The sequence below is a fragment of the Mesorhizobium sp. WSM1497 genome (assembly GCF_001672455.2).
Taxonomy (GTDB): domain Bacteria; phylum Pseudomonadota; class Alphaproteobacteria; order Rhizobiales; family Rhizobiaceae; genus Mesorhizobium; species Mesorhizobium ciceri.
On the sequence record NZ_CP021070.1, the window covers coordinates 3,834,664 to 3,856,011 of the forward strand.

A 21,348-nucleotide genomic window follows, 5' to 3' on the forward strand; every position below is an offset into this window, starting at 1 on the left:
AACCGCCCAGGCTTCTCATCTGTCCAGTCTATTCGGTTTGGCGTTTCTGCAAATGCCTCAGTGCGCTTAGTGTGAGCGTCGCCATGACCGAACAGTAGGCGACCAGCGGCCACGCCGTGTCTCCGCCGAGCAGGACGACGAACAACGTGCCGAAGATGCCGACGACAAGGCTCTGGATGCAGAAGTAGAGTGCGACTGCGGTTCCCGCGACATCGCCAAACGCCTCGAGTGCACCGTTTGCGGTGACTGAGACAATGAAGACGATACCCACGGCAACGACCCACATCGGCAAGATAAATGTCGCGAAGGACGGCTGTGCGAACAGTTGCCCCACTGCCAATAGCGCCGCGCCGAACAGCAGCATCGCCATGCCCCTGATGGCACTGCCGGCGATGCCCCAGCTTGCAATGAACCTTCTGGCGAAGCGGGTGGTGACGATCATCACCAGCGCCGCGGTGGCGAAGGCTAGACTGAAGCCGAACTGTGAAAGGCCGGCCCGATCCATGAGCACCCGTGGCGCAGTCGAAAAGAACACGAAGAAGGCGCCCATGGCGGCACTGAATGCAAGCGTGTAGGTCCAAAAGGCAAGACTGGAGAGAATGGGTCGAAGCGCCATTCGCCTGGTATCGCCATTCGAGGGGCGGGTTTCGTGCCATTTCGGCCATGCATTGAGGGTAGCTGCCGTGGCCAGGACTCCGAGCGTCAGGAAGATCGCCCGCCAGCCGAAATTGTCGGCAATCAACGCACCGGCAACCGGCCCCAACGCCGGCACGAAAGCCAACATCGAGCTGAACAGGCCGTAAATGACGGCACTTTCGGGTCTTTGCGCATAGACGTCGCGAACCGTTGCGAAGGTTGCAACGAGAATGGCGGACGCACCAATGGCCTGCACGACGCGCAGGACGACGAAGACAGCGGCCAGCGAGGTGCTGGCGAGCAGAAAGGAAGCGCCTGAAAACAAAAGCGCGCCACCGATCAGCACCGGGCGCCTGCCGATCCTGTCGGAAATCGGGCCGAAGACGACTTGGCCGAGCCCAAGACAGATCATGTAGAGGCTCAGCGTCAGCTGGATGACATCAGGCGATGTCTCGAGGATCCCCGGCATCGCCGGGACAATCGGGAGGTAGATGTCCATGGCCAGCGAGGCCAGGATGGCGAAGGGCGCCATCAGCACCATGGCTGCTGGCAGGGAAGTGGTCCATGTCGGGTTTTTTGGAAGAGGCATGATTGAACATCCGCTCAAATGGCTACATTTGGCGGCGATCTGCCGTTCTCACTGAAGATGGGAAATGACGGGCCGCCGCAACAACGAAGTGCTGTTGCGGCCTACTTGTCTGCTGACTTGCTGGTTCCCATAAACGCTATCCCGGAAAATGATGGCGCGAATATTCTCTCGAGTGCGCTCGCGTTTCCCTAGCAGCCGAAGGTTGCACAGGCAACAGGATCAGCTTGATGCGCGTCAACGCGCCATCGCCGCCTCGAGCACCCTGAAAATCCGCTCGTCCGCGCATTGGGCAACGTTGAAGCGCAGGAAACGGCCAGCCGTTCCGGACAGGCTGAATGCGTTGCCGGGCGCCAGCACGATGTTGTCGGCCAGCGAGCGGCGGGCGACTTCGGCCGCATCGACGCCGTCCGGCAGGCTGCACCACAGGAAGAGGCCAGCCGGCTGGTCGATCCACGGCGTGATGCCGATCGCTTTCAGGTGGGCGGCCGTCTCGCCCATGGCGCGCGCAAGCTTCGCGCGCAGCAAATCCATGTGCTTGCGGTAGCTGCCGTCCTTCAGCAACGTCAGCACCAGTTCGGCCGCGAGCCGGCCGCCGCCGAAGGTCGTGGCGATCTTGAGGTCGGTCAGGGGCTCGATCCAGTCGTGCGGTGCGGCGATGAAGCCGCAGCGAACCGATGCCGACAGTGTCTTCGAGAAGCTGCCGATATGGACAACGCGGTTGAGACCATCGAAAGCCGCCAGCCTGGGGGCGGGCGCATGTTCGAAATCGGCGAAGATGTCGTCCTCGACGATGGTCAATTGCGATTGGTCGGCGAGTTTCAGCAGCCGGTGTGCGGTGACTGGCGACAGCACCGCGCCGGTCGGATTGTGGATGCCGGAATTGGTGATGTAGAGGCGTGGCCGATGCTCGGCCAACGCCTGCGCGAACAGATCGATATCCGGCCCCGACGGCGTGTAGGGAACGCTGACGACCTTAGCCCGGTGAGCGCGCAACAGGGCGTGGAAGTTGAAGTAGCAGGGGTCGTCGACCAGCACGGTGTCGCCGGGCTCGATCAGGAACCGGCACAGGAGGTCGATGGCCTGCGTGCCTGATTCCGTCAGCATGATCTGCTCGGGCGAGGCCTCGATGCCATGCCCGGCCATGCGCCGCGCCAGCAATTGCCGCAGCGGTGGCAGGCCGAGCGGCGTGCCGTAATCGGCCAGTGCGACATCGTCGGCACGCGCCACCGTGCGCAGTGCCCGGCGCAGCCCTGCCTGTGGCATCCATGAAGCGGGCAGCCAGCCGCAGCCGGGCTTCAGCATGTCATCGCCGGCCTCCAGGGACTGTCGCGAGATCCAGAGCGGATCGACGGCGCGGTCGAGGCGGGGGCCGATTTCGGCCAGCGACAGCGGCGCCAGCGATCCGGCGGCATAGAAGCCGGAGCCCGGCCGCGAGCGGATCGCGCCTTCGGCGGCGAGCCGCTCATAGGCTTCGACCACGGTGGATTTGGACACTCGCATGGATTTGGCAAAGGTGCGGATCGACGGCAATTGCGCTCCCGGCGTCAGGCTGCGCGCCGCGATCCGTTGGCGGATCGTCGCCATGACGCCTTCGACCAGCGTACCGCCGCTCTCGCTTCCTGTAGTCTGCTTGTCCATCCGTACTGCTCTGCTGACCATGACAGTTTTGCATAATTGTACCGCATTGTCTCTGGCGATACTACCGGCTCCGCGCGATACGGAGCCGACAAACGGAGCATACGATGGACAAGACCGCGAGTGGCTGGATGAATGGATTCATCGGCGTGTTGATCTTCAGCGGCTCGCTGCCGGCGACGCGGGTGGCGGTCAGGGAATTCGATCCGACATTCCTGACCTCGGCCCGGGCGGCGATTGCCGGACTGCTTGGCCTTGCGCTCCTGCTCCTGTTTCGGCAGAAACGCCCGGAGCGCGGCGATCTGCTGTCGCTGGTGATCGTGGCACTTGGCGTGGTTGTCGGCTTTCCCTTGCTGACCGCGCTGGCGCTGAAGCACGTCACCACGGCCCATTCCATTATCTTCGTCGGCCTGCTGCCGCTGGCCACTGCGATATTCGGCGTGCTGCGCGGCGGCGATCGGCCGCGCCCGGCGTTCTGGTTGTTTTCATGCATAGGCAGTGCGCTGGTCGCGGGCTTTGCGCTGACGCAGGGCGTGACGGCCTCGCCGGTTGGCGACGGTCTGATGCTGGCTGCCATCATCGCTTGCGGCCTCGGCTATGCCGAGGGCGCCGCGCTGTCGCGCAGGCTCGGCGGCTGGCAAGTGATCTGCTGGGCGCTGGTGCTGTCGCTGCCGATCATGCTGGTGCTGACGCTGCTGACCATGCCGCCGTCGTTCGACGGCGTCGGCGTCAGTGCGTGGATGGGGCTTGCCTATGTCTCGTTGTTCAGCATGCTGATCGGCTTCGTGTTCTGGTATCGCGGCCTGGCGCAAGGCGGCATCGCCGCGGTCGGACAGTTGCAGCTGCTGCAGCCATTCTTCGGACTGGCACTGGCAGCGACGCTGCTGCACGAACAGGTCAGTTCGTTGATGGTCGTCGTCACGCTTGGCGTGGTGCTTTGCGTCGTAGGCGCCAAGCGATTCGCGAAGCAGGAATTGCCACGACGCGCGATCGCCTGACGACGGTGCCGTCCTCGCCTAAAACTTCGTCACCACCCCAATCCCAATGCCCTCGAAGCCGCCCATCGCCATCAGGGCCGCAGGCGCCTCGTCGAGGCTGATCCTCTTGCCGACCAGCAGTTCGGGCTTCAGCTTGCCGTTGCGGATCATGTCCATCATCGCCTGGTAGCGGTAGGCCTGCATGCCGTGGCTGCCGAGGATTTCGAGCTCGAAGGCGATCACCTTGTCCATCGGCACCTGCGGCCGGGCATGCTCGCCCAGCATCAGACCGACCTGCACATGGCGGCCGCGCCGGCGCAGATTGGATATCGAATTGAACGAGGTGGTGGGGTGGCCGAGCGCGTCCATCGACATATGCGCGCCGCCATTGGTGATCTGCTTGACCGCCTTGACCACGTTCGGCGTCGTAGATGCATTGATGGTGGCGACGGCGCCGATCTTTTTGGCGAAATCCAGTTTCTCGTCGGTGAGATCGATGGCGATGACATTGGCGCCCATGGCGCTGGCAATCATAATCGCCGACAGGCCGACGCCGCCGCAGCCATGCACCGCGACCCATTCGCCCGGCTTCACCCGGCCCTGGTCGACAATGGCTCGAAACGAAGTGACGAAGCGGCAGCCGAGGCTGGCGGCGGTGGCGAATTCCATCTCGTCGGGCAGGCGCACAAGATTGGTGTCGGCATGTTCGATGGCGACATATTCGGCAAACGAGCCCCAGCCGGTGAAGCCAGGCTGTGTCTGGTGCTCGCAGACCTGGTGATTGCCCGAATTACACTCGAAGCAGCGGCCGCAGCCGACGGCGAACGGCACTGTGACGCGCTCGCCGGCCTTCCAGCGTGTGACCTGCCTGCCCGCGGCGACGACGATGCCGGCAAGTTCGTGGCCCGGCACGTGCGGCAGCGTGATGCCTTCGTCATGACCCATCCAGCCATGCCAGTCGCTGCGGCACAGACCGGTCGCCTCGACCTTGATGACGACGCCATCGGCTGCCGGCTTCGGATCAGGAACGGTCTGGATCCTCGGCGCTTCGCCGAATTTCTCGAAGACGACGGCTTTCATCGATAACTCCAAATAATTTCACGGACCACGCGCATCGAAGCGCGAAGATAGCCGATTCCTTGGCGCGGCGAGTCCGAAATTGATGCCGTCGATCAGGCCTGGGACGCGGGAGCCGTGTCGAGCAGCGGCTGCCAGGCTCGGAACCAGTCGTCGGCCTCGGCGTCCCATGGCCAGAGGCCTTCAGTCGTCGGAAAAATCAGCTGCACGACACGGAAATCCGGGCCGTCGTAGAACCAGAGATCCCAGCCGAAATGCTCGGGGTAGTGCTCGATATGAACAGCGTCGAACTGGCAGTCGAAGTCTTTGACGAAGCCGGACGTTCGCTGTCCTGGTTCGAAAACCTCGCCTGAGTGGACCCGTCTGCAATACTCGTTGATGATGGACTGCGAGATTTCAGGCCTCAGACCTATCACGACCAATTCTGGAGCCCCGAAATTGTGCTCGATACCGACTGAATAGGCGAAGGGCGCCAGGTCGCCTTCCTCCAGCACGTACAGGATATGGCAGCCATAGGCCTCGATGTCGGCAAGCGCCTTTACTTCCTCTGGATCGGTGGCTTCTCTATTCGGCATCGATCTGGTTCTGGGGCGCCGCTTTCTGGAAGGCCGGCAGCGCCATGCAGGCGGCGTTGATGCGCGCGATCGTCGGGTAGGGCGTCAGATCGACGCCAAAGCGGGCATTGCTGGCAATCTGTGCGGCGAGGCAGATGTCAGCCAGACCCGGCGCGTCGCCATGGCAGAATGTTCCGGTCTCCGCCGACAAGGCCAGGATCTTTTCAAGCGGCTGAAAGCCCTCGTTCACCCAGTGGCGGAACCAGTTGACGACGTCCTCGTCGCCGGCGCCGAACAGCGTGCGCAGCGAGGTCAGCACGCGCAGATTGTTCACCGGGTGGATGTCGCAGGCGATCATCTGCGCCAGCATTCTGACCCGTGCCCGACCGGCCGCATCCCTTGGCAATAGCGGTGGTTCCGGGCTGGTCTCGTCGAGGAATTCGATGATCGCCAGCGATTGCGTCAGCAGCGTGCCGTCGCCGAGGATCAGCGCCGGCACCAGCCCTTGCGGATTGACCGCGAGATAGGCTGGTTCCAGATGCTCGCCATGGCGCAAATGATGCGGGACGTAGTCGTAGCTCAGCCCCTTCATCTCCAGCGCGATCCGCACCCGATACGAGGTGGAGGAGCGGTAGTAGTTGTGCAGGACGAGTTCGCTCATGGCCTCACTTCGGCTGGCCGATGGTCACTTCGATGGTCCCGATGCCGTCGACGCCGCCGGTCATCGTGTCGCCGGGGCCAACCGCGCCGACGCCTGCTGGCGTACCGGTGAAGATCAGGTCGCCGGGCTCGAGCTCCATCGCCTCGCTGCAGATCGACACGATATCCGGTATCGGCCAGATCAGTTCGGCGAGGTCGGCATCCTGCCTGACCTTGCCGTTGACGGCGAGCCAGATGCGGCCCTTCTGTGGGTGGCCGGATTCGTGCGCTTGCACCAACGGGCTGCAAGGGGCGGAGCGGTCGAAGGCCTTCGACCAGTCCCAGGGCCGGGCGGCCTTCTTGGCCTCGTCCTGCAGGTCGCGGCGGGTGAGGTCGATGCCGACGCCGTAGCCCCAGACATGGTCCAGCGCCTTGTCGCGGGGAATGCGGAAGCCGGCTTTGCCGATCGCGGCCACCAGTTCGATCTCGTGGTGCAGATTGGCCGTCAGCGGCGGGTAGGGGATAGCGGTGCCGGAATCGACCACCGCGTCGGCCGGCTTGGTGAAGAAGAAGGGCGGATCACGCTCGTCATTGCCGAATTCGCGGGCATGCGCCGCGTAGTTGCGGCCGACGCAGTAGATACGGCGCACCGCAAAACGATCGGACGAGCCGGCAACGGCCACCGATGCGGTTGCGGGCAGGGGAAGGACGAATTCTGTCATCAAGGGTCTCTGCTTGGTTGCCGGAACATTCGACCGATTTGGGGGCCTGGACAAGGCGATTTGGTCGAGAAAGTGCCGGCGGCACTTTCCGCCGGAGATGGCGATATACTATTTGGCAATAATCTGGCCATGGTGGAGAGGTTATTCTAATCGCTCACGAACTGAAATGAACCCCATGACCGCAACCCACGATCGCGCCCGGTTTCTGATCATCGACGACCATCCGCTGTTTCGTGAGGCGCTGCACAGCGCCGTGCAGATGGCCTATCCGGAAGTCGACACGGTGGAGGCGCGCTCGATCACCGAGGCGCTCGATCTTCTGGCCGATGCCAAGCCGTTCGACCTCGCGCTTCTCGACCTCTCGATGCCCGACGTGCACGGTTTTGACGGCCTGCTGCAACTCCGGACCCGCTATCCGCGCCTGCCCGTGGTGATCGTCTCTGGTTACGAGGAGCCGAAGATCATTTCCGAAGCGCTGTCCTATGGCGCTGCCGGCTTCATCCCGAAATCGGCGCGCAAGAGCGACCTCGCCGCAGCCATCCGCTCGGTGATGGAAGGCGCGATCTATGTGCCGGAGACCTATGAAGGCCGGCCGCCGGACGCCGACAGCGCCGACCGCGCCGACATGGTGCAGCGCCTGTCGACGCTAACGCCGCAGCAACTGCGCGTGCTGCAGATGCTGCGCCAGGGCCTGCTCAACAAGCAGATCGCCTACGAGCTGCAGGTGGGAGAGACCACGGTGAAAGCGCATGTGTCGGAAATCCTGCGCAAGCTCAATGTGTACAGCCGCACGCAGGCAGTGATCGAGGTGTCGAAACTGGACAATGCGGAGCTGTTTCGCGATCAGGCTGGGTTTTGAGCTTTTACCCTGCCGTTCAAGGGGAGGGTATGAAGCTAAGCCAGCAAATGCGCCAGCAGCGCCCTTAGTTGGGCCGGCTTCAGCGGCTTGCGCATCAGTTCGATGCCACCAGCGCGGGCTGCCTTGGCGACGGCTTCCGAACTGTCGGCGGTGACGATCAGGGCCGGCACGGCGCGGCCGAGATAGTCGCGGACCTCGGCGATGGTCGTGGTACCGAGATCGCCGCCGTCGAGATGCTGGTCGGCAATGACGATGTCGGGCACCCAGTCGGTGTCGCCAAGCATGTCGAGCGCATCGTCGGTCGAGGTCGCGGCCCGCACCAGGCATTGCCAGCGTTCGAGGAGGAAGGTCATGGCCTGCAGCACTTCGATATCGTTCTCGACCAGCAGCACCTTGGTGCCGAACAGGCCATAGCCGCGCGGCCGTTCCATATCGGCAACGCTGGCGATGGCATCGGCTGGCGCACCGATGCCGACGGGTACATCGATGTGGAAGATCGTGCCGCGTCCGACCTTCGACGAGAATGTCACGGGATGACCGAGCGCGCTGGCCATGCGGCGCACGATGGCGAGCCCGAGCCCGAGACCGCCACCGTCCAGTTCGGCATTGGCCGGCGAGGTGCCGCGGTGGAACTCCTCGAACACCGCCTCGCGCTGGTCGTCGGGAATGCCGCAGCCCGTGTCGGCGACGTCGATGCGGATGGTGTCGCCGCGATGCCTGGTGCCGACAAGCACGCCGCCCGAGCGTGTATAGCCCAGCGCGTTGGAGAGAATGTTCTGCAGGATACGGCGCAGCAGCGTGCGGTCGGAGCGGACCACGGCATGGACCGGCCGGAATTTCAGCGACAGGCCTTTCATCTCCGCCACCGGCAGGAAATCCGAGCGGAGCGACGAGAACAGCGCCTCCAGGCTGACGTCGCTTATGTCGGGCTGCACCACGCCGGCATCGAGCTTGGAGATGTCGAGCAGGGTTCGCAGCAGGTCCTCCATCGTCTCCAGCGAGCGCTCGACCTGCCGCACCAGTTTCTTGCCCTCGTCGCTGGTCTGAACTTCGGCGAGCGCCGAAACCGAAAGGTGGGCGGCATTCAGCGGCTGCAGCACGTCGTGACTGGCAGCGGCGAGGAAACGGGTTTTTGACAGGTTCGCCAGTTCGGCGTTTTCCTTGGCGGCACTGAGGTCAATGTTCGACTGCTCCAGCCGCCGCAAGGTCGAGTGAAGTTCCTCGGTACGTGTACGCACCCGGTTTTCCAGCGAGATCGTGGTCTGGAACAGCGAAAAGGCGTTGCCTTGCTGGTCCATCGAGCGCTCGACGCGGCTGACCAGTGCCGCGTTGATCTTCTTCAGCTTTTCAAGATCGTTTATGTCCCTCAGCGGCATCTCGTTGCGCCGTCCTATTCCGCCGCCTGGCGCTCGCCGAAGGCGATGCCGGTGAAAGTCTGGTTCAGATGCATCGACCGGTACTGTTCGCCATAGGTGCCGAAGCCGATGACATTGTTGACCCGGTAGAGTTCCGAGATCTCGCGAAACACCTGCCGATTGCGTGCGTCCAGCCGGCGCAGCACGCAGTCGAAGCCGAGGATCATGTCGATACCGCCAAGCCTCTCCTCGACGTCGCGCAGGGCGGCGCGCGTCGATTCGACCATGTCCTTGGGCTGAGCGATCGACAGCACGACGCCATCGTCTATGGCGCAGAAGAACGACAGCGAGCCGTCGGCATGCATCTTCTGGATCGACCGGCAATAATATTGTCCGCCCACCTTCACCACCACGGGATGCGAGGCGAAGCTCAGTGGCGTCAGCATCTGCGCGACGATACCGACGGACGCGGCATATTCCTGCGCCGCATTGGTACCGTTGAACTCGCGCACGATGCGGTGATCTGGATCGGAAGCCGTCACCACCAGTTTCTCATCGGTGGGAACGAAATTGTCGGTCTTGAAGACATGGAAGGGAATTTCGGTCGATATCAGCACGATGATGGCGCTGTCGGAGGTGACCTTGCCGTTCGAGATCAGGCGCGTCGTCTCGAATTTCAGATCGTCGCCGGCGGAGCCGCCAAGCAGCGGAATGTCATCGAGACCCCAGTGGATGGCTGAACTCACCGCTTCTTCGGCATAGGAGAGCCCGTCGATGAAGCAGAGCGCGAAAGTGCCTTTGGTCCGATCGCAACCGAGGCGCGCGCGCAGCGATCGCCGCAGGGTCTCGACCTCGCCGGTGATCCTGTCCATACCCGACGAGGACAGATTTTCGACCATCACGCTGACGGCGGTAAACGCGGGGGACGGAAGCAGCATGGCCAGCACATGACCATCCTCGAGACCTTGCGGCGTGATCTCGCCGGCAGTCGAGCAGCCGGCGTGGTGGAGCGCCGGCGCGTGGGTCATGAGCGCCTGGGAAAGGGCGCTGGCTTCGACCAGGCTCTGGGAAAAGAACAGCAGGGCAAAGCCCGCGTCGATGGCGGCTGCTTCCAGTGCGATCGCCTTGGCGAACGCCTCCATGTCGGGCTCGTCCGTGGTGAGCGCCGACAGGCCGCATGCATAGCGCGTCTGTGAATTGGCCAGCGATGTTCTCCGCATTTCCTCCGACGCTTTTTTGTGCGCGGCTGTTTTAAATGCTTCTGGCGCGCGGGCGTCGACCGACATTGTTGCCTTCAATCGGCGGTTTGGCAATGGGGCCACCGGCACCGCATGTTTGGGGGCGGCCATGACCGAAAGTACAATGTGCCGCGTTTGCGACGTGCTGTTTTTTGTCCGATGTGCGGTGTACCAATAACGCATGGCCGATGCGCCAACGCCGCGTTGGCAACGTGATGACCAAGGCTGATACCCAGGGAGGGACCATGTCGGACGTTTCGTTGATGGTGAACGGAAAGCGGGTCAGCGGTGCTGCCGAGGACCGAACACTTCTGGTTCACTTCCTGCGGGAAAATCTCGGCCTTACCGGCACGCATGTCGGTTGCGACACCTCGCAATGCGGTGCCTGCGTCGTCCACGTCGACGGCAAGGCGGTCAAATCCTGTACGATGCTCGCGGTGCAGGCCTCCGGCTCGACCGTGTTGACGATCGAGGGCCTGGCAAATGGCGCAGACCTGCATCCGGTGCAGGCCGCCTTCAAGGAACATCACGGGCTGCAGTGCGGCTTCTGCACGCCGGGCATGATCATGACGGCGACCGACATGATCGGCCGCCACCCCGAAGGGCTCGACGAGGCGACGGTGCGTGCCGAGCTCGACGGCAACATCTGCCGCTGCACCGGCTACCACAACATCGTCAAGGCGATCCTCGCCGCATCGACGACGATGAAGGGGTCGAAGGGTAAGGCGAAACAAGCGGCTTGAACGAGGCAGTAGGGCAATAAGGCAGTAGGGCAGTAGGGAATCGGAGCCAATTTTTCCCTACTGCCGTACTGCCCTACTCACCTACTCCCCTACAATCTCGGGAGGAATTTCTGATGGGCATTGAAGGTGTTGGCGCTCGGGTCGCGCGCAAGGAAGACAAACGATTCATCACGGGCGCCGGCCGCTATGTCGACGACATGGTGGTTCCCGGCATGAAGCACGCCGCCTTCGTGCGCAGTCCGCACGCGCATGCGCAGATCAAGAAGATCGATGTGAAGAAGGCTCAAGGCATGCCCGGCGTCATCGGCGTGCTGACCGGCAAGGAACTCAAGGCCGATGGCATCGGCAATCTCATCTGCGGCTGGATGATCCACTCCAAGGACGGCTCGCCGATGAAGATGGGGGCATGGTCGCCACTCGCCTTCGACCGGGTCCGTTATGTCGGTGACGCCGTCGTCATTGTCGTCGCCGAGACCAAGGGGCAAGCGCGTGACGCCGCCGAGGCGGTCGAGATCACCTACAAGGAGTTGAAGGCCGTCGTCGACGCCTCCAAGGCGATGGACAAGGGTGCGCCGCAGATCCACCCCGAAGCGGACAACAATCTGATCTTCGACTGGGACATCGGCAATGCCGACGACACGGAAGCGGCATTCGGGAAGGCAGCCCATGTCGTCAAGATGGACATCATCAACAACCGGCTGGTGCCTAACGCCATGGAGCCGCGCGCCGCACTTGGCCATTACGACAAGGCCGAGGATCACTACACCTGCTGGACGACCTCGCAGAACCCGCATGTGGCGCGGCTGGTGATGAGCGCCTTCTACAATGTCGCGCCGGAAAACAAGCTGCGCGTGATCGCGCCCGATGTCGGCGGCGGTTTCGGCTCGAAGATCTACATCTATCCCGAAGAGATCGTCTGCCTGTGGGCGTCGAAGAAGACCGGCGTGCCGGTCAAATGGGTGGCTGACCGGACCGAGAGTTTTCTGACCGACGCGCATGGCCGCGACCATCACACCCATGCTGAAATGGCCTTCGACAAGGACCACAGGATCCTCGGCCTGAAGGTCGAAACCCAGGCCAATCTTGGCGCCTATATGTCGCTGTTTTCGTCGGCGACGCCTACCTACCTCTATGCGACGCTGCTGTCGGGCCAGTACAATATCCCGGCCATCCACGCCAATGTGAAGGCGATCTATACCAACACCGCGCCCGTCGATGCGTATCGCGGGGCAGGGCGGCCGGAAGCGACCTTCGTCATGGAGCGCATGATGGAGACGGCGGCCCGCCAGTTCGGCGTCTCGCCGGCCGAGCTGCGGCGCAAGAACTTCGTCACAGCGTTTCCGCATCAGACGCCGGTCATCATGTGCTATGATGCCGGCGATTATGCCGCTTCGCTCGATGCGGCAATGAAGGCGTCGGATTATGCCGGCTTTGCCAAGCGCAAGGCCGCCGCCGCCAAGAAGGGGCTGCTGCGCGGCATTGGCATGAGCTGCTACATCGAAGCCTGCGGCATCGCGCCGTCTGCTGCCGTCGGCTCGCTCGGCGCCGGTGTCGGCCTTTGGGAATCGGCGGAAGTGCGCGTCAACGCGGTCGGCACGATCGAGGTGCTGACTGGCTCGCACAGCCACGGCCAGGGCCATGAGACGACCTTCGCGCAACTGGTCAACGAGCGCTTCGGCGTGCCGCTCGATTCGGTCTCGATCGTGCATGGCGACACCGACAAGGTGCAGATGGGCATGGGCACCTATGGCTCGCGCTCGGGTGCAGTCGGCATGTCGGCCATCGTCAAGGCCCTCGACAAGGTCGAGGCCAAGGCCAAGAAGATCGCGGCACACCTGCTCGAAGCCGACGAAGGCGATATCGTCATCGAGAATGGCGCGCTGAAGGTCGCCGGCACCGACAAGAACGTGCCGTGGTTCCAGATGGCGCTGGCCGCCTACACTGCCCACAACCTGCCGGGCGGCATGGAGCCCGGGCTGAAGGAGACGGCGTTCTACGATCCGTCGAATTTCACCTTCCCGGCGGGCTGCTATATCTGCGAGGTCGAGGTCGACCCGGAAACCGGCGTCACCGAGATCGTCCAGTTCGTCGCTGCCGATGATTTCGGCAACATCATCAACCCGATGATCGTCGAGGGCCAGGTGCATGGTGGGCTGGCGCAAGGCATCGGCCAGGCGCTGCTCGAAGGCGCCCATTATGACAATAGCGGCCAGCTTTTGACCGCGAGCTACATGGACTACACCATGCCGCGCGCCGGCGATCTGCCGTCGTTCAAGGTCTCGACCTCGAACACGCCATGCCCGGGCAATCCGTTGGGGATCAAGGGCTGCGGCGAGGCCGGCGCCATCGGCTCGCCGCCGGCGGTGATCAACGCCCTCACCGACGCCATCGGCAGCAACGATCTTGCCATGCCGGCTTCGCCGTCCACCGTCTGGGCCGCGATCCGCGCGACGAAACACTGAAAGCGAATAGCGAATAGGGAGTAGCGAATAGGGAAGAGAAGGCGGTGCGACTGGATAGATCCTATTCGCTATTCGCTACTCCCTATTCGCCCATTCACCCAAGGGAGAATTCCATGTACGCAGTCAACTATCACCGCGCCGCCTCGGTCGCCGATGCTGCCAAGCTGGTCAAGACAGGCGACGCCAAGCTGCTTTCGGGCGGTATGACGCTGATCCCGGCGATGAAGACGCGGCTTGCCGCGCCGTCAGACCTTGTCGACCTGTCGCGGATCGCGGAGCTGCAGGGCGTCAAGGTGTCGGGCAAGACCGTCACCATCGGCGCCGCGACCACGCATCACGCCGTTGCCAATGACGAGAAGCTGAAGAAGGCCTGTCCGGCGCTTGCCCATCTGGCGTCACTGATCGGCGATCCGGCGGTGCGCCACAAGGGGACGATCGGCGGCTCGATCGCCAACAACGACCCGGCGGCCGATTATCCGGCGGCGCTGCTGGCGCTGGGCGCCACCATTATCACCAACAAGCGCGAGATCGCTGCCGACAAATTCTTCAAGGGTCTGTTCGAGACCTCGTTGAAGGAAGGCGAGATCGTCACCGCGGTCACCTTCACCGCGCCGGCCAAGGCGGCCTATGAAAAGTTCCGCAATCCGGCATCGCGCTACGCCATCGTCGGCGTGTTCGTTGCCAAGGGCAAGGATGGCGTCAGCGTCGCCGTCACTGGAGCCGGCGATGACGGCGTCTTCCGCTCGAAGGAGATCGAGGCAGCATTGGCCAAGAATTTCGCGGCCTCGGCACTGGAAGGTGTGAAAGTGCCGGCGAAGAATCTGATGACCGACATCCATGCCTCGGCCGATTATCGCGCCAATCTGATCGCGGTGATGGCCAAGCGCGCGGTTGCGGCAGCCAACGCCTGAGAAACTGTTTGGAAACTCTACTCCGGCGGCCATCTGATGGCGTTTTCTGTGCTTCCGGTGCTCACGTACCAAAAGTACGCTCCGCTCCGGTTCTCGAAACCACCACCATATGACTCGCCAGGGCGAGTTTCGAAACAGTTTCTAATACGATCAGTCGCAGACAAGGAAAGGGGCCTCCGTGGCCCCTTTTCTCGTGCGGCGGCCTGCATCCGTTCAGTTGCTGATGGAATCGCTGCCGCACTGCTTGAAGCAAATCCCCGCCGAACCGGAGGCCGGACCTGATCCGGCAGCAATCTCGCACTTGCACAAATCCATATTGCACTGCAATATGAACTAGGGCGGGAATGCGAGCTGGGTTCGAATTGTACCGTCGTACCCTTCGCATGCCTATTGCGAGAGGATCGGCATGACCGACATTTCCGCGACGCATGTCGTTCCGTCCCGATCCGCCGCCGACAGATCAACCAGAACAAGACTGGCCTATCTCGACGGCTGGCGCGGGCTTTCGATCGCGCTGGTTCTGATCGGCCATTTCTTTCCGGTTCCGGGAATCAATCTTGGCGTGCTGGGCGTCGAATTCTTCTTCGTGCTCAGCGGCCGGCTGATGGGCGAGATCCTGTTCATCGAACGCTACCCGCTGAAAAAATTCTTCAAACGCCGCTTCTCCCGCATCTATCCGGCTCTTCTGGTCTTCGTAGTCGTCGCGATGATCGCGCTCTCCGGCACGTTCCTCGCCTTCAAATGGAAGGCCGCGCTGACGGCGCTGACATTCACCTACAATTATGCCGGCATTCTCGTGGCTCGGGCAGGGGCGCTCGACCATATCTGGTCGCTCTGCATCGAGGAGCATGCCTACATCATCCTGGCGCTGATCAGCGTCATCGTCTCAAGTCGCTCTCGCGTGGTCGTGCTGCTCCTGGCGCTGGCCTTGCTGGCCATGGCCAATGGCGCGGTTTCGTACTGGGTCTTGGGGATGGACTACGAAACCACTTATTGGCGCACGGATGTGCACATCGCGTCGATCCTGCTGTCGGCTTCGATCTGCCTGCTCAAGGCCGACGGCAGGCTGCCGGCGTTTTTGAGAGGCAAGCATGTGGCCCTGGTGGCGACGGTCTGTGCCGTTGTCCTGTTCCTGGATCGGGTGCCGACGCCGATGCACTATCTCTTCGCGGTGCCGCTGCTGGCTCTGGCCGTCAACGCACTCGATTTCAGCCCACGGTATTTTTCCGGATTGCTGTCGTCCTGGCCGATGGCGACGCTGGGGCTGTGGTCGTACTCGCTCTATTTATGGCAGCAGCCGTTCTACAAATTCGTCTATGAGCAAGGCAGCGCGCCGATACCGATGCTGGCCGCGGTCTTCGCTTGCGCGGCCTGCAGCTACTACCTCATAGAGCGCCCGGCGCGCGAATGGCTCAACCGCAACTGGTGAATGCCGTCGTGCCCGGCCAGATGATCGTGAGTGCAGGTGGAGGGATCGCGCTTCATAAGAAGACAGTCAATTAATTGTTTCTAATCTAACTTTCGGGAAGGCAATGACCTGCTTTCCGATCTGGGCCAGTCTCATTAGACATTGGTCGTATGGCAGGCATTCCTTATTGCCTCGCCGGCTTACCCGCCTAGTTTGTTCGCAGGACACATCTGAGAAGATGGTTCGAAGACGCATCTGGGAGGATGGAATGGATACGACCGGGGAAAGGGCGGGCGGCTGGCTCGACCGCTCACGCACCGTCGCCGAGCCTGGCTTCAGCAGGTGGATGGTGCCGCCGGCGGCGCTCTGCATCCACCTTTGCATCGGCCAGGCCTATGCGTTCAGCGTTTTCAACTTGCCGATGTCTAAGCTGATCGGCATCACCGACTCGGCGCCCGACGACTGGAAATTGACCGGCCTCGGCTGGATTTTCTCGATCGCGATCCTGTTCCTGGGCATTGCGGCGGCGTTCGGCGGTGGCTGGCTGGATCGCGTCGGTCCGCGCAAAGCCATGGTCGCTTCTGCCTGCTGTTTCGGCGGCGGCTTCATTGTCTCGGCGCTCGGGGTCTATCTGCACCAGTTGTGGATCATCTATCTCGGCTACGGCGTGCTGGGCGGCATCGGTCTCGGCCTCGGCTATATCTCGCCGGTCAAGACGCTGATCACCTGGTTTCCGGACCGGCCGGGCATGGCAACCGGCATGGCGATCATGGGCTTCGGCGGCGGCGCCTTCATCGCCTCGCCGCTGTCGGTTTATCTGATGAAGCTGTTTTCGACGCCTGAGCACATCGGCGTCGCCGAAACCTTCCTGGTGCTGGGCATCGTCTATTTCGTCTTCATGCTGATCGGCGCCGTTATCGTCAGGGTGCCGCCGGAGGGCTGGAGGCCTGCCGGATGGACGCCGCCGGCGGCACAGAATGCGATGGTGACGACGTCCAATGTCCATCTCGACGATGCGTTGAAGACGCCGCAGTTCTGGCTGCTGTGGGGCGTGCTGTGCCTTAATGTGACGGCAGGGATCGGCGTGCTCGGCCAGGCCTCGGCGATGAGCCAGGAGATGTTTCCGGGACGCATCACGCCTGCCGCTGCCGCCGGCTTCGTCGGCCTGCTGTCGATCTTCAACATGCTCGGCCGCTTCTTCTGGGCCTCGACCAGCGATTATATCGGCCGCAAGACAACTTATGCCATCTTCTTCGCGCTGGGCGTCGTCCTCTATGCGGCGGTGCCGTGGACCGGCCAGACCGGCAGCGTTTTCCTGTTCGTGCTGTTCTACGGGATCATCCTCAGCATGTATGGCGGCGGCTTCGCCACCATTCCCGCTTACCTGCGCGACGTCTTCGGCGTGCGTTACGTCGGCGCCATCCATGGCCGATTGCTGACCGCGTGGTCGGTGGCGGGCGTGCTTGGCCCGGTGCTGGTGAATTATATCCGGCAGTACCAGATCGACAGCGGCGTTGCGAGGGCCGACGCCTACACGGTCACCATGTACATCATGGCCGGCCTGCTGGTTGTCGGCCTCCTGCTCAACCTGATGATGCGGCCCGTCAATGCGCGCTTCCACATGAAGACCGAACCAGCGGTGGCTTAGAGTCAGTTCCATCCCGATAGAATCGGGATGGGCTCTATCTTATTGTTTGAGCATGATCTTTTCCGAAAACCGGAGTCCACTTTTCGGGATCAGCTCTGAGGAGACCGACCATGGCGCAAGACAACGAGAATTCGATCAAACTCACGCTGGCCTGGCTGCTGGTCGGCATCCCGTTGGTCTGGGGGTTCTGGATGACGCTGGTGAGTGCGACAGCCCTGTTCCAGTAGTCCTCGTCTTCGTGCGCGGATCTGCCTGGTCTGTCAGGCGCTGATCTGCCTGACGTAATAGCGCACCGCTTTCTTGCCGCCATGGATGACGGCGTCGCCGGCCTCGACGAAGCCGAGCGCGACGTGAAAGGCATCCGAGGCGGGGTTCGGCGGGGCGGTGTTGACTTCGCAGGTGACCAGCGTGTGGCCGGCGCGCTCAACATGGCCGAACAGGTCCTGATAGAGCCGGCGGGCGTGGCCGCGGCCGCGTGCGTGCGCCGCCACGACGACCCGGTCGACATAGACGAAGCGCTCGTAGCGTTCGCGGAACCACAGGAAATTCGGGCTGTCGTAGCGGGCGTCCTGGTCGAAGGTCATGATGAAGGCTTCGAGATCGCCGATGCGCCTGGTGTAAAATGCTTCGCCAAGCAGGAAGGACAGCCGCTCAGCCTCCAGCCACGACAGTTCCGCGGCATGCTCGTTGTTGAGCGCCAGGATCGCCGCTTCGTCTTGCCCCGATACACGGGCTATCGGGGCAGGGGTCGAGGTCATGCCTTGGCTGCCGCGATCGTTGCCGCTACCAGCGGTGTGTCGGTCAGCGTGTTGCGATACTCGCGATCGAGATCGGAGCCACCCATGCCGACATGGGGATTGCGGTAGTCCATGGCACTCGGCACATCCTTGAGGGCGGCAAAATGCATTTCGGACAGGCCGGTTTTGCTGCGCACTTCGGCAATGTTGTGCAAATCCAGTCCGCCGCAGCCGAGGATGACGATGCGGTCGCCGGCCTGCCGCACCAGATCCGCCAACAGCGGCAAGCCTTCGATGGCAGTGTCACGCTGGCCGCTGGTCAGCACGCGGCCGACCTTGCTGCGGATCAGCGATTCGAGCGCCTCGGCCGGCTCGCGCGTCATGTCGAAGGCGCGATGGCAGGTGACGTTCAAGGGGCCGGCGGCCTGCGTCAGTTCGCTCATGCGCGCCTCGTCCATGGTGCCATCGGCGTTCAGGCAGCCAAACACCACGCCGGGCACGCCGAGTTCGCGCAGTGCCGAGACATCTGCCAGCATCGAGGCATATTCGGTCTCACTGTAGAGAAAATCGCCGCCGCGCGGCCGCACCATGACGTGAAACGGCACGTTTGCCTGCTCGATGGCGGCGCGGATCGTGCCGAGGCTTGGCGTAATCCCGCCTTCGACGAGGCTGGCGCACAGTTCGACCCGGTCGGCGCCGGCGGCTTGCGCCGCGAGAAGGCCGTCAATGCCTTCGACACAGATTTCGATCAGCGGCAGGCGGAGAGCTTTGGTCAAGGGGCGATCCATTCCATGATTTCCCGGCCAGCCCTACCACCGCGCCGGTTGCTGCGAAAGCGCGAACAGACTTTCGCGCCGGGCACGGACTTCGCGGTTATTGGCACAATTCCGTGTTCTTGGCGCCTTGCTCGACCTGATCGATCACCAGAAGCTTCACCTCGATATCACCGATATTGGTGGCCTGATGCCACTGGCCGATCATTTCGATGATGAAATCGCCGGCCTTGTAGGTGTTGCTGTCGCCGGTCTCGACATCGGTGACCTTCAGCGTGCCGGCCTGGACATAGGCATAGCGTGGGAAAGGGTGCCTGTGGACCGGCAAGGTCGCGCCCGGCGCGATGTCGTAGGTCGAGACCAGCACCTGCACGTTCTTCTGCGGCAGCGTGATCGGTTGGCCGGACGCGGTCGTCGTGCGCGACGCAAGAGGGGTCACGACGACAGGCGTGCCGCTGCTGTCCAGCGCGTGGGCCGGGTTCGCGGAAAAGGCTGCCGCGAGCAGCAGTCCTGACATCAAAATTTTTCGCATGATTCGCATCCACCCCTGGCGTCAACATCGCGCAGTGGCCACCAGCACGCAAGGCAGCGCCTTGGGCACCTGCCTGCCGGCCAAAAATATTTTTGTCGCCCCTCTTGAAGGAAAAAAACACGATTACCAGATCGTTTTCCGTCGAGGCTTCGGCTCGACATACTGGCGTCGCAGCGACGCTGCGACAGCCTCGTAATCCATGTTGCTTCACGGAGGATATGGCTATGAGAAGCTCTGATTATACCCCTCTTTACCGCACAACGGTCGGCTTCGACCGTCTCTTCGATATGCTCGAAAAAAGCGTACGCTCCGACTGGCCTCCCTACAATATCGAGAAGACCGGCGAGAACGACTATCGCATTACGATGGCTATCGCCGGCTTCGCTCTCGATGAGGTCGAACTCATGCAGAACGGCCCCGAATTGTCTGTCGTCGGCCAAAGGAAACCCGACCAGGAAAATCGGGAGGTCCTTCATCGCGGCTTGGCGACGGGCAACTTCAAGCAGGTGTTCAAACTTGCCGACCACGTAAAGGTCAAGGCGGCCAACCTCGAGAATGGCTTGCTGTCAGTGGACCTGGTCCGCGAAGTGCCCGAGGAACTCAAGCCTCGGCGCATTGAGATAGGGTCCGAAGCCAAAGCGGTTTCGCTCGAGCAACCCGGCAGGAAGCAGTTGATCGACTCGGATGCGGAGCCTCAACGCGAGGTCGCCTGATCACTGGAAGCTAAATCTACGGTCCGCCTCCCGGTTCGGCCGGGAGGCACAGATCGCGGAGAATGGAGATGAGAACCGAAACTTACAGTTTTCACCAACCTGAACCGAAGAATCTTGCCGCGGAATCCGCTGGATTGCGGACGCCGGATGATGTGCTGAACGAGGAGACGATGACGATCGGTGCAAAGCGGGCTTTGCTCGCTTTCTGGGCTTCCGACGTTCATGCGGTTCCTGACAATCCCGCGTTGCGGCAATTGGACAACGGCGCCATCGTGGAAGTCAGCGACATACTTCGCGCCCTCCGCCTTCTGGACGAAACCGGGCGGGAACCGCGTGTTTCAAAGGGGTTGGGAACCGTCAGCCTGTCTTTCGACCGGCGCCGCAAGAAGAGCCGGCTCGGTTGGATGCGGCGCCCCTGGCGAGATGACGATGATGATCCGCCGCCAATCCCGGCCTTTGCAACGGTGCCGCCCGGGCGTGGAGGCGGCGGCATGTTGGCCGAGCCGGAGCATGCAATCGCATGATGACCCGAACCAACAACAACCCACGTGCGGAATTTACATGAGTGACAGGACGTTCGACCGACCGGTTCTTGTCAAGAATGGCGAGTTCATTCAAGAAATAGGGTGCCTCGACGATGCGTTCGACTTCTTTGACGAGTGGCCAAGGGAGCGGCGGGGTCCGATTTTCGAAACGGCCTTTCGAGCTTGCCAGCGTGCTCACGACGGCCAGGTTCCGCTGACAGTGGCGCGCGATGCCGTCGCCGGCTTCGCAAGATCCGTCAAAATCTTGCAGGACCCGCTTGCCCAATTCCCTTGGATGGACGGCACAAGGTCAGGTCGTGGTGGGGTAATCGCTTAGCCTTGATAAGGGGCGGCCCCATCAGGATGGTCCGGCTGCATGGTCGTCGTTTCCGCATCGCTACAAGGTGAGCTGCCCTGCCAGCTCACCTTTGGCGGGCGGTTGTTGTTCGCGCCGTTAGTACGGTTTTTTGGCGGGCGCGTCCGCGTCGCCATCAGCGGCATGCGACACTATCGCAGATTATGCCACGGCCCTCAGCGGAGGCTCCGCCATTGTCCCCAGGCCGTCGCATTCCGTGCAGGCCCCCGTTTTTCCGGGGCAGCCACCCCGATGGGTTCC

Annotated in this window: 22 protein-coding genes; 11 read left to right on the forward strand and 11 right to left on the reverse strand. The window is 62.5% G+C overall.

Features of this window, described 5'->3' with window-relative positions; all coding sequences use genetic code 11:
• Positions 1 to 28 precede the first annotated feature (28 nt).
• Both cml and A9K65_RS18630 read right to left on the reverse strand, forming a co-directional pair.
• The gene (cml, locus tag A9K65_RS18625; protein ID WP_064993679.1) at positions 29 to 1,225 is read right to left on the reverse strand and encodes a CmlA/FloR family chloramphenicol efflux MFS transporter; all 1,197 of its coding nucleotides are present in this window, start codon (positions 1,223 to 1,225) and stop codon (positions 29 to 31) included.
• 234 nt (positions 1,226 to 1,459) lie between these two features.
• Positions 1,460 to 2,863, reverse strand: coding sequence for a PLP-dependent aminotransferase family protein (locus A9K65_RS18630; protein WP_064993678.1), 1,404 nt, complete (start codon positions 2,861 to 2,863; stop codon positions 1,460 to 1,462).
• 104 nt (positions 2,864 to 2,967) lie between these two features.
• Here A9K65_RS18630 and A9K65_RS18635 point away from each other — a divergent pair, with 104 nt between their 5' ends.
• Positions 2,968 to 3,858 (forward strand): DMT family transporter, encoded by an 891-nt coding sequence (locus A9K65_RS18635; RefSeq protein ID WP_063168159.1) that lies wholly within the window; start codon positions 2,968 to 2,970, stop codon positions 3,856 to 3,858.
• An 18-nt stretch (positions 3,859 to 3,876) separates the two neighbouring features.
• Here A9K65_RS18635 and A9K65_RS18640 read toward each other — a convergent pair whose 3' ends face one another.
• The 4 genes from A9K65_RS18640 to A9K65_RS18655 form a co-directional block, all read right to left on the reverse strand.
• Positions 3,877 to 4,917, reverse strand: a complete 1,041-nt coding sequence (locus tag A9K65_RS18640) for a zinc-dependent alcohol dehydrogenase family protein (protein ID WP_064993677.1) — start codon at positions 4,915 to 4,917, stop codon at positions 3,877 to 3,879.
• 92 nt (positions 4,918 to 5,009) lie between these two features.
• On the reverse strand, positions 5,010 to 5,489 hold the full coding sequence (locus tag A9K65_RS18645; protein ID WP_064993676.1) for a DUF4262 domain-containing protein: 480 nt from the start codon (positions 5,487 to 5,489) through the stop codon (positions 5,010 to 5,012).
• Positions 5,479 to 6,129, reverse strand: coding sequence for a maleylacetoacetate isomerase (gene maiA, locus A9K65_RS18650; protein WP_064993675.1), 651 nt, complete (start codon positions 6,127 to 6,129; stop codon positions 5,479 to 5,481). Before maiA ends, A9K65_RS18645 begins: the two co-directional genes overlap by 11 nt.
• Positions 6,130 to 6,133: 4 nt before the next feature.
• On the reverse strand, positions 6,134 to 6,829 hold the full coding sequence (locus A9K65_RS18655; RefSeq protein WP_064994030.1) for a fumarylacetoacetate hydrolase family protein: 696 nt from the start codon (positions 6,827 to 6,829) through the stop codon (positions 6,134 to 6,136).
• 175 nt (positions 6,830 to 7,004) lie between these two features.
• Here A9K65_RS18655 and A9K65_RS18660 point away from each other — a divergent pair, with 175 nt between their 5' ends.
• Complete coding sequence (locus A9K65_RS18660; RefSeq protein ID WP_024503826.1) at positions 7,005 to 7,688, forward strand: response regulator transcription factor; 684 nt, start codon at positions 7,005 to 7,007, stop codon at positions 7,686 to 7,688.
• Between the two features lie 35 nt (positions 7,689 to 7,723).
• Here the strand turns inward: A9K65_RS18660 and A9K65_RS18665 are convergent, their stop codons facing one another.
• Positions 7,724 to 9,064, reverse strand: a complete 1,341-nt coding sequence (locus A9K65_RS18665) for a hybrid sensor histidine kinase/response regulator (protein ID WP_064993674.1) — start codon at positions 9,062 to 9,064, stop codon at positions 7,724 to 7,726.
• 14 nt (positions 9,065 to 9,078) lie between these two features.
• A complete protein-coding gene (locus tag A9K65_RS18670) occupies positions 9,079 to 10,263 on the reverse strand; it encodes an FIST signal transduction protein (RefSeq protein ID WP_064993673.1) in 1,185 nt (394 codons plus the stop codon).
• 263 nt (positions 10,264 to 10,526) lie between these two features.
• Here A9K65_RS18670 and A9K65_RS18675 point away from each other — a divergent pair, with 263 nt between their 5' ends.
• The 5 genes from A9K65_RS18675 to A9K65_RS18695 all read left to right on the forward strand — a co-directional run bounded on the left by A9K65_RS18675 (position 10,527) and on the right by A9K65_RS18695 (position 17,453).
• Positions 10,527 to 11,024, forward strand: a complete 498-nt coding sequence (locus A9K65_RS18675) for a (2Fe-2S)-binding protein (protein WP_013531265.1) — start codon at positions 10,527 to 10,529, stop codon at positions 11,022 to 11,024.
• A 113-nt stretch (positions 11,025 to 11,137) separates the two neighbouring features.
• Positions 11,138 to 13,486, forward strand: a complete 2,349-nt coding sequence (locus A9K65_RS18680; protein ID WP_013531266.1) for a xanthine dehydrogenase family protein molybdopterin-binding subunit — start codon at positions 11,138 to 11,140, stop codon at positions 13,484 to 13,486.
• 113 nt (positions 13,487 to 13,599) lie between these two features.
• Positions 13,600 to 14,397 (forward strand): xanthine dehydrogenase family protein subunit M, encoded by a 798-nt coding sequence (locus A9K65_RS18685; protein ID WP_063172334.1) that lies wholly within the window; start codon positions 13,600 to 13,602, stop codon positions 14,395 to 14,397.
• A gap of 406 nt (positions 14,398 to 14,803) precedes the next feature.
• Positions 14,804 to 15,826: an acyltransferase gene (locus tag A9K65_RS18690; protein ID WP_013531268.1), complete on the forward strand. Its 1,023-nt coding sequence runs from the start codon at positions 14,804 to 14,806 to the stop codon at positions 15,824 to 15,826.
• Between the two features lie 247 nt (positions 15,827 to 16,073).
• Positions 16,074 to 17,453 (forward strand): OFA family MFS transporter, encoded by a 1,380-nt coding sequence (locus A9K65_RS18695; protein WP_064993672.1) that lies wholly within the window; start codon positions 16,074 to 16,076, stop codon positions 17,451 to 17,453.
• Between the two features lie 260 nt (positions 17,454 to 17,713).
• Here the strand turns inward: A9K65_RS18695 and A9K65_RS18700 are convergent, their stop codons facing one another.
• The 3 genes from A9K65_RS18700 to A9K65_RS18710 all read right to left on the reverse strand — a co-directional run bounded on the left by A9K65_RS18700 (position 17,714) and on the right by A9K65_RS18710 (position 19,495).
• Positions 17,714 to 18,211: a GNAT family N-acetyltransferase gene (locus A9K65_RS18700; protein ID WP_064993671.1), complete on the reverse strand. Its 498-nt coding sequence runs from the start codon at positions 18,209 to 18,211 to the stop codon at positions 17,714 to 17,716.
• Entirely contained in the window at positions 18,208 to 18,978 is a 771-nt protein-coding gene (locus A9K65_RS18705; RefSeq protein ID WP_013531272.1) for a copper homeostasis protein CutC, read from the reverse strand. Before A9K65_RS18705 ends, A9K65_RS18700 begins: the two co-directional genes overlap by 4 nt.
• A gap of 85 nt (positions 18,979 to 19,063) precedes the next feature.
• Positions 19,064 to 19,495: a cupin domain-containing protein gene (locus A9K65_RS18710; RefSeq protein WP_064993670.1), complete on the reverse strand. Its 432-nt coding sequence runs from the start codon at positions 19,493 to 19,495 to the stop codon at positions 19,064 to 19,066.
• Here A9K65_RS18710 and A9K65_RS35660 point away from each other — a divergent pair.
• The 4 genes from A9K65_RS35660 (at position 19,413) to A9K65_RS18725 (ending at position 21,069) form a co-directional block, all read left to right on the forward strand.
• Entirely contained in the window at positions 19,413 to 19,691 is a 279-nt protein-coding gene (locus A9K65_RS35660) for a hypothetical protein (RefSeq protein WP_164753782.1), read from the forward strand. The genes A9K65_RS18710 and A9K65_RS35660 overlap by 83 nt on opposite strands.
• Positions 19,692 to 19,719: 28 nt before the next feature.
• The gene (locus tag A9K65_RS18715; protein WP_064993669.1) at positions 19,720 to 20,208 is read left to right on the forward strand and encodes an Hsp20 family protein; all 489 of its coding nucleotides are present in this window, start codon (positions 19,720 to 19,722) and stop codon (positions 20,206 to 20,208) included.
• 68 nt (positions 20,209 to 20,276) lie between these two features.
• Entirely contained in the window at positions 20,277 to 20,732 is a 456-nt protein-coding gene (locus A9K65_RS18720; RefSeq protein WP_064994029.1) for a hypothetical protein, read from the forward strand.
• 37 nt (positions 20,733 to 20,769) lie between these two features.
• Positions 20,770 to 21,069 (forward strand): DUF982 domain-containing protein, encoded by a 300-nt coding sequence (locus A9K65_RS18725; protein WP_064993668.1) that lies wholly within the window; start codon positions 20,770 to 20,772, stop codon positions 21,067 to 21,069.
• Positions 21,070 to 21,348 lie beyond the last annotated feature (279 nt).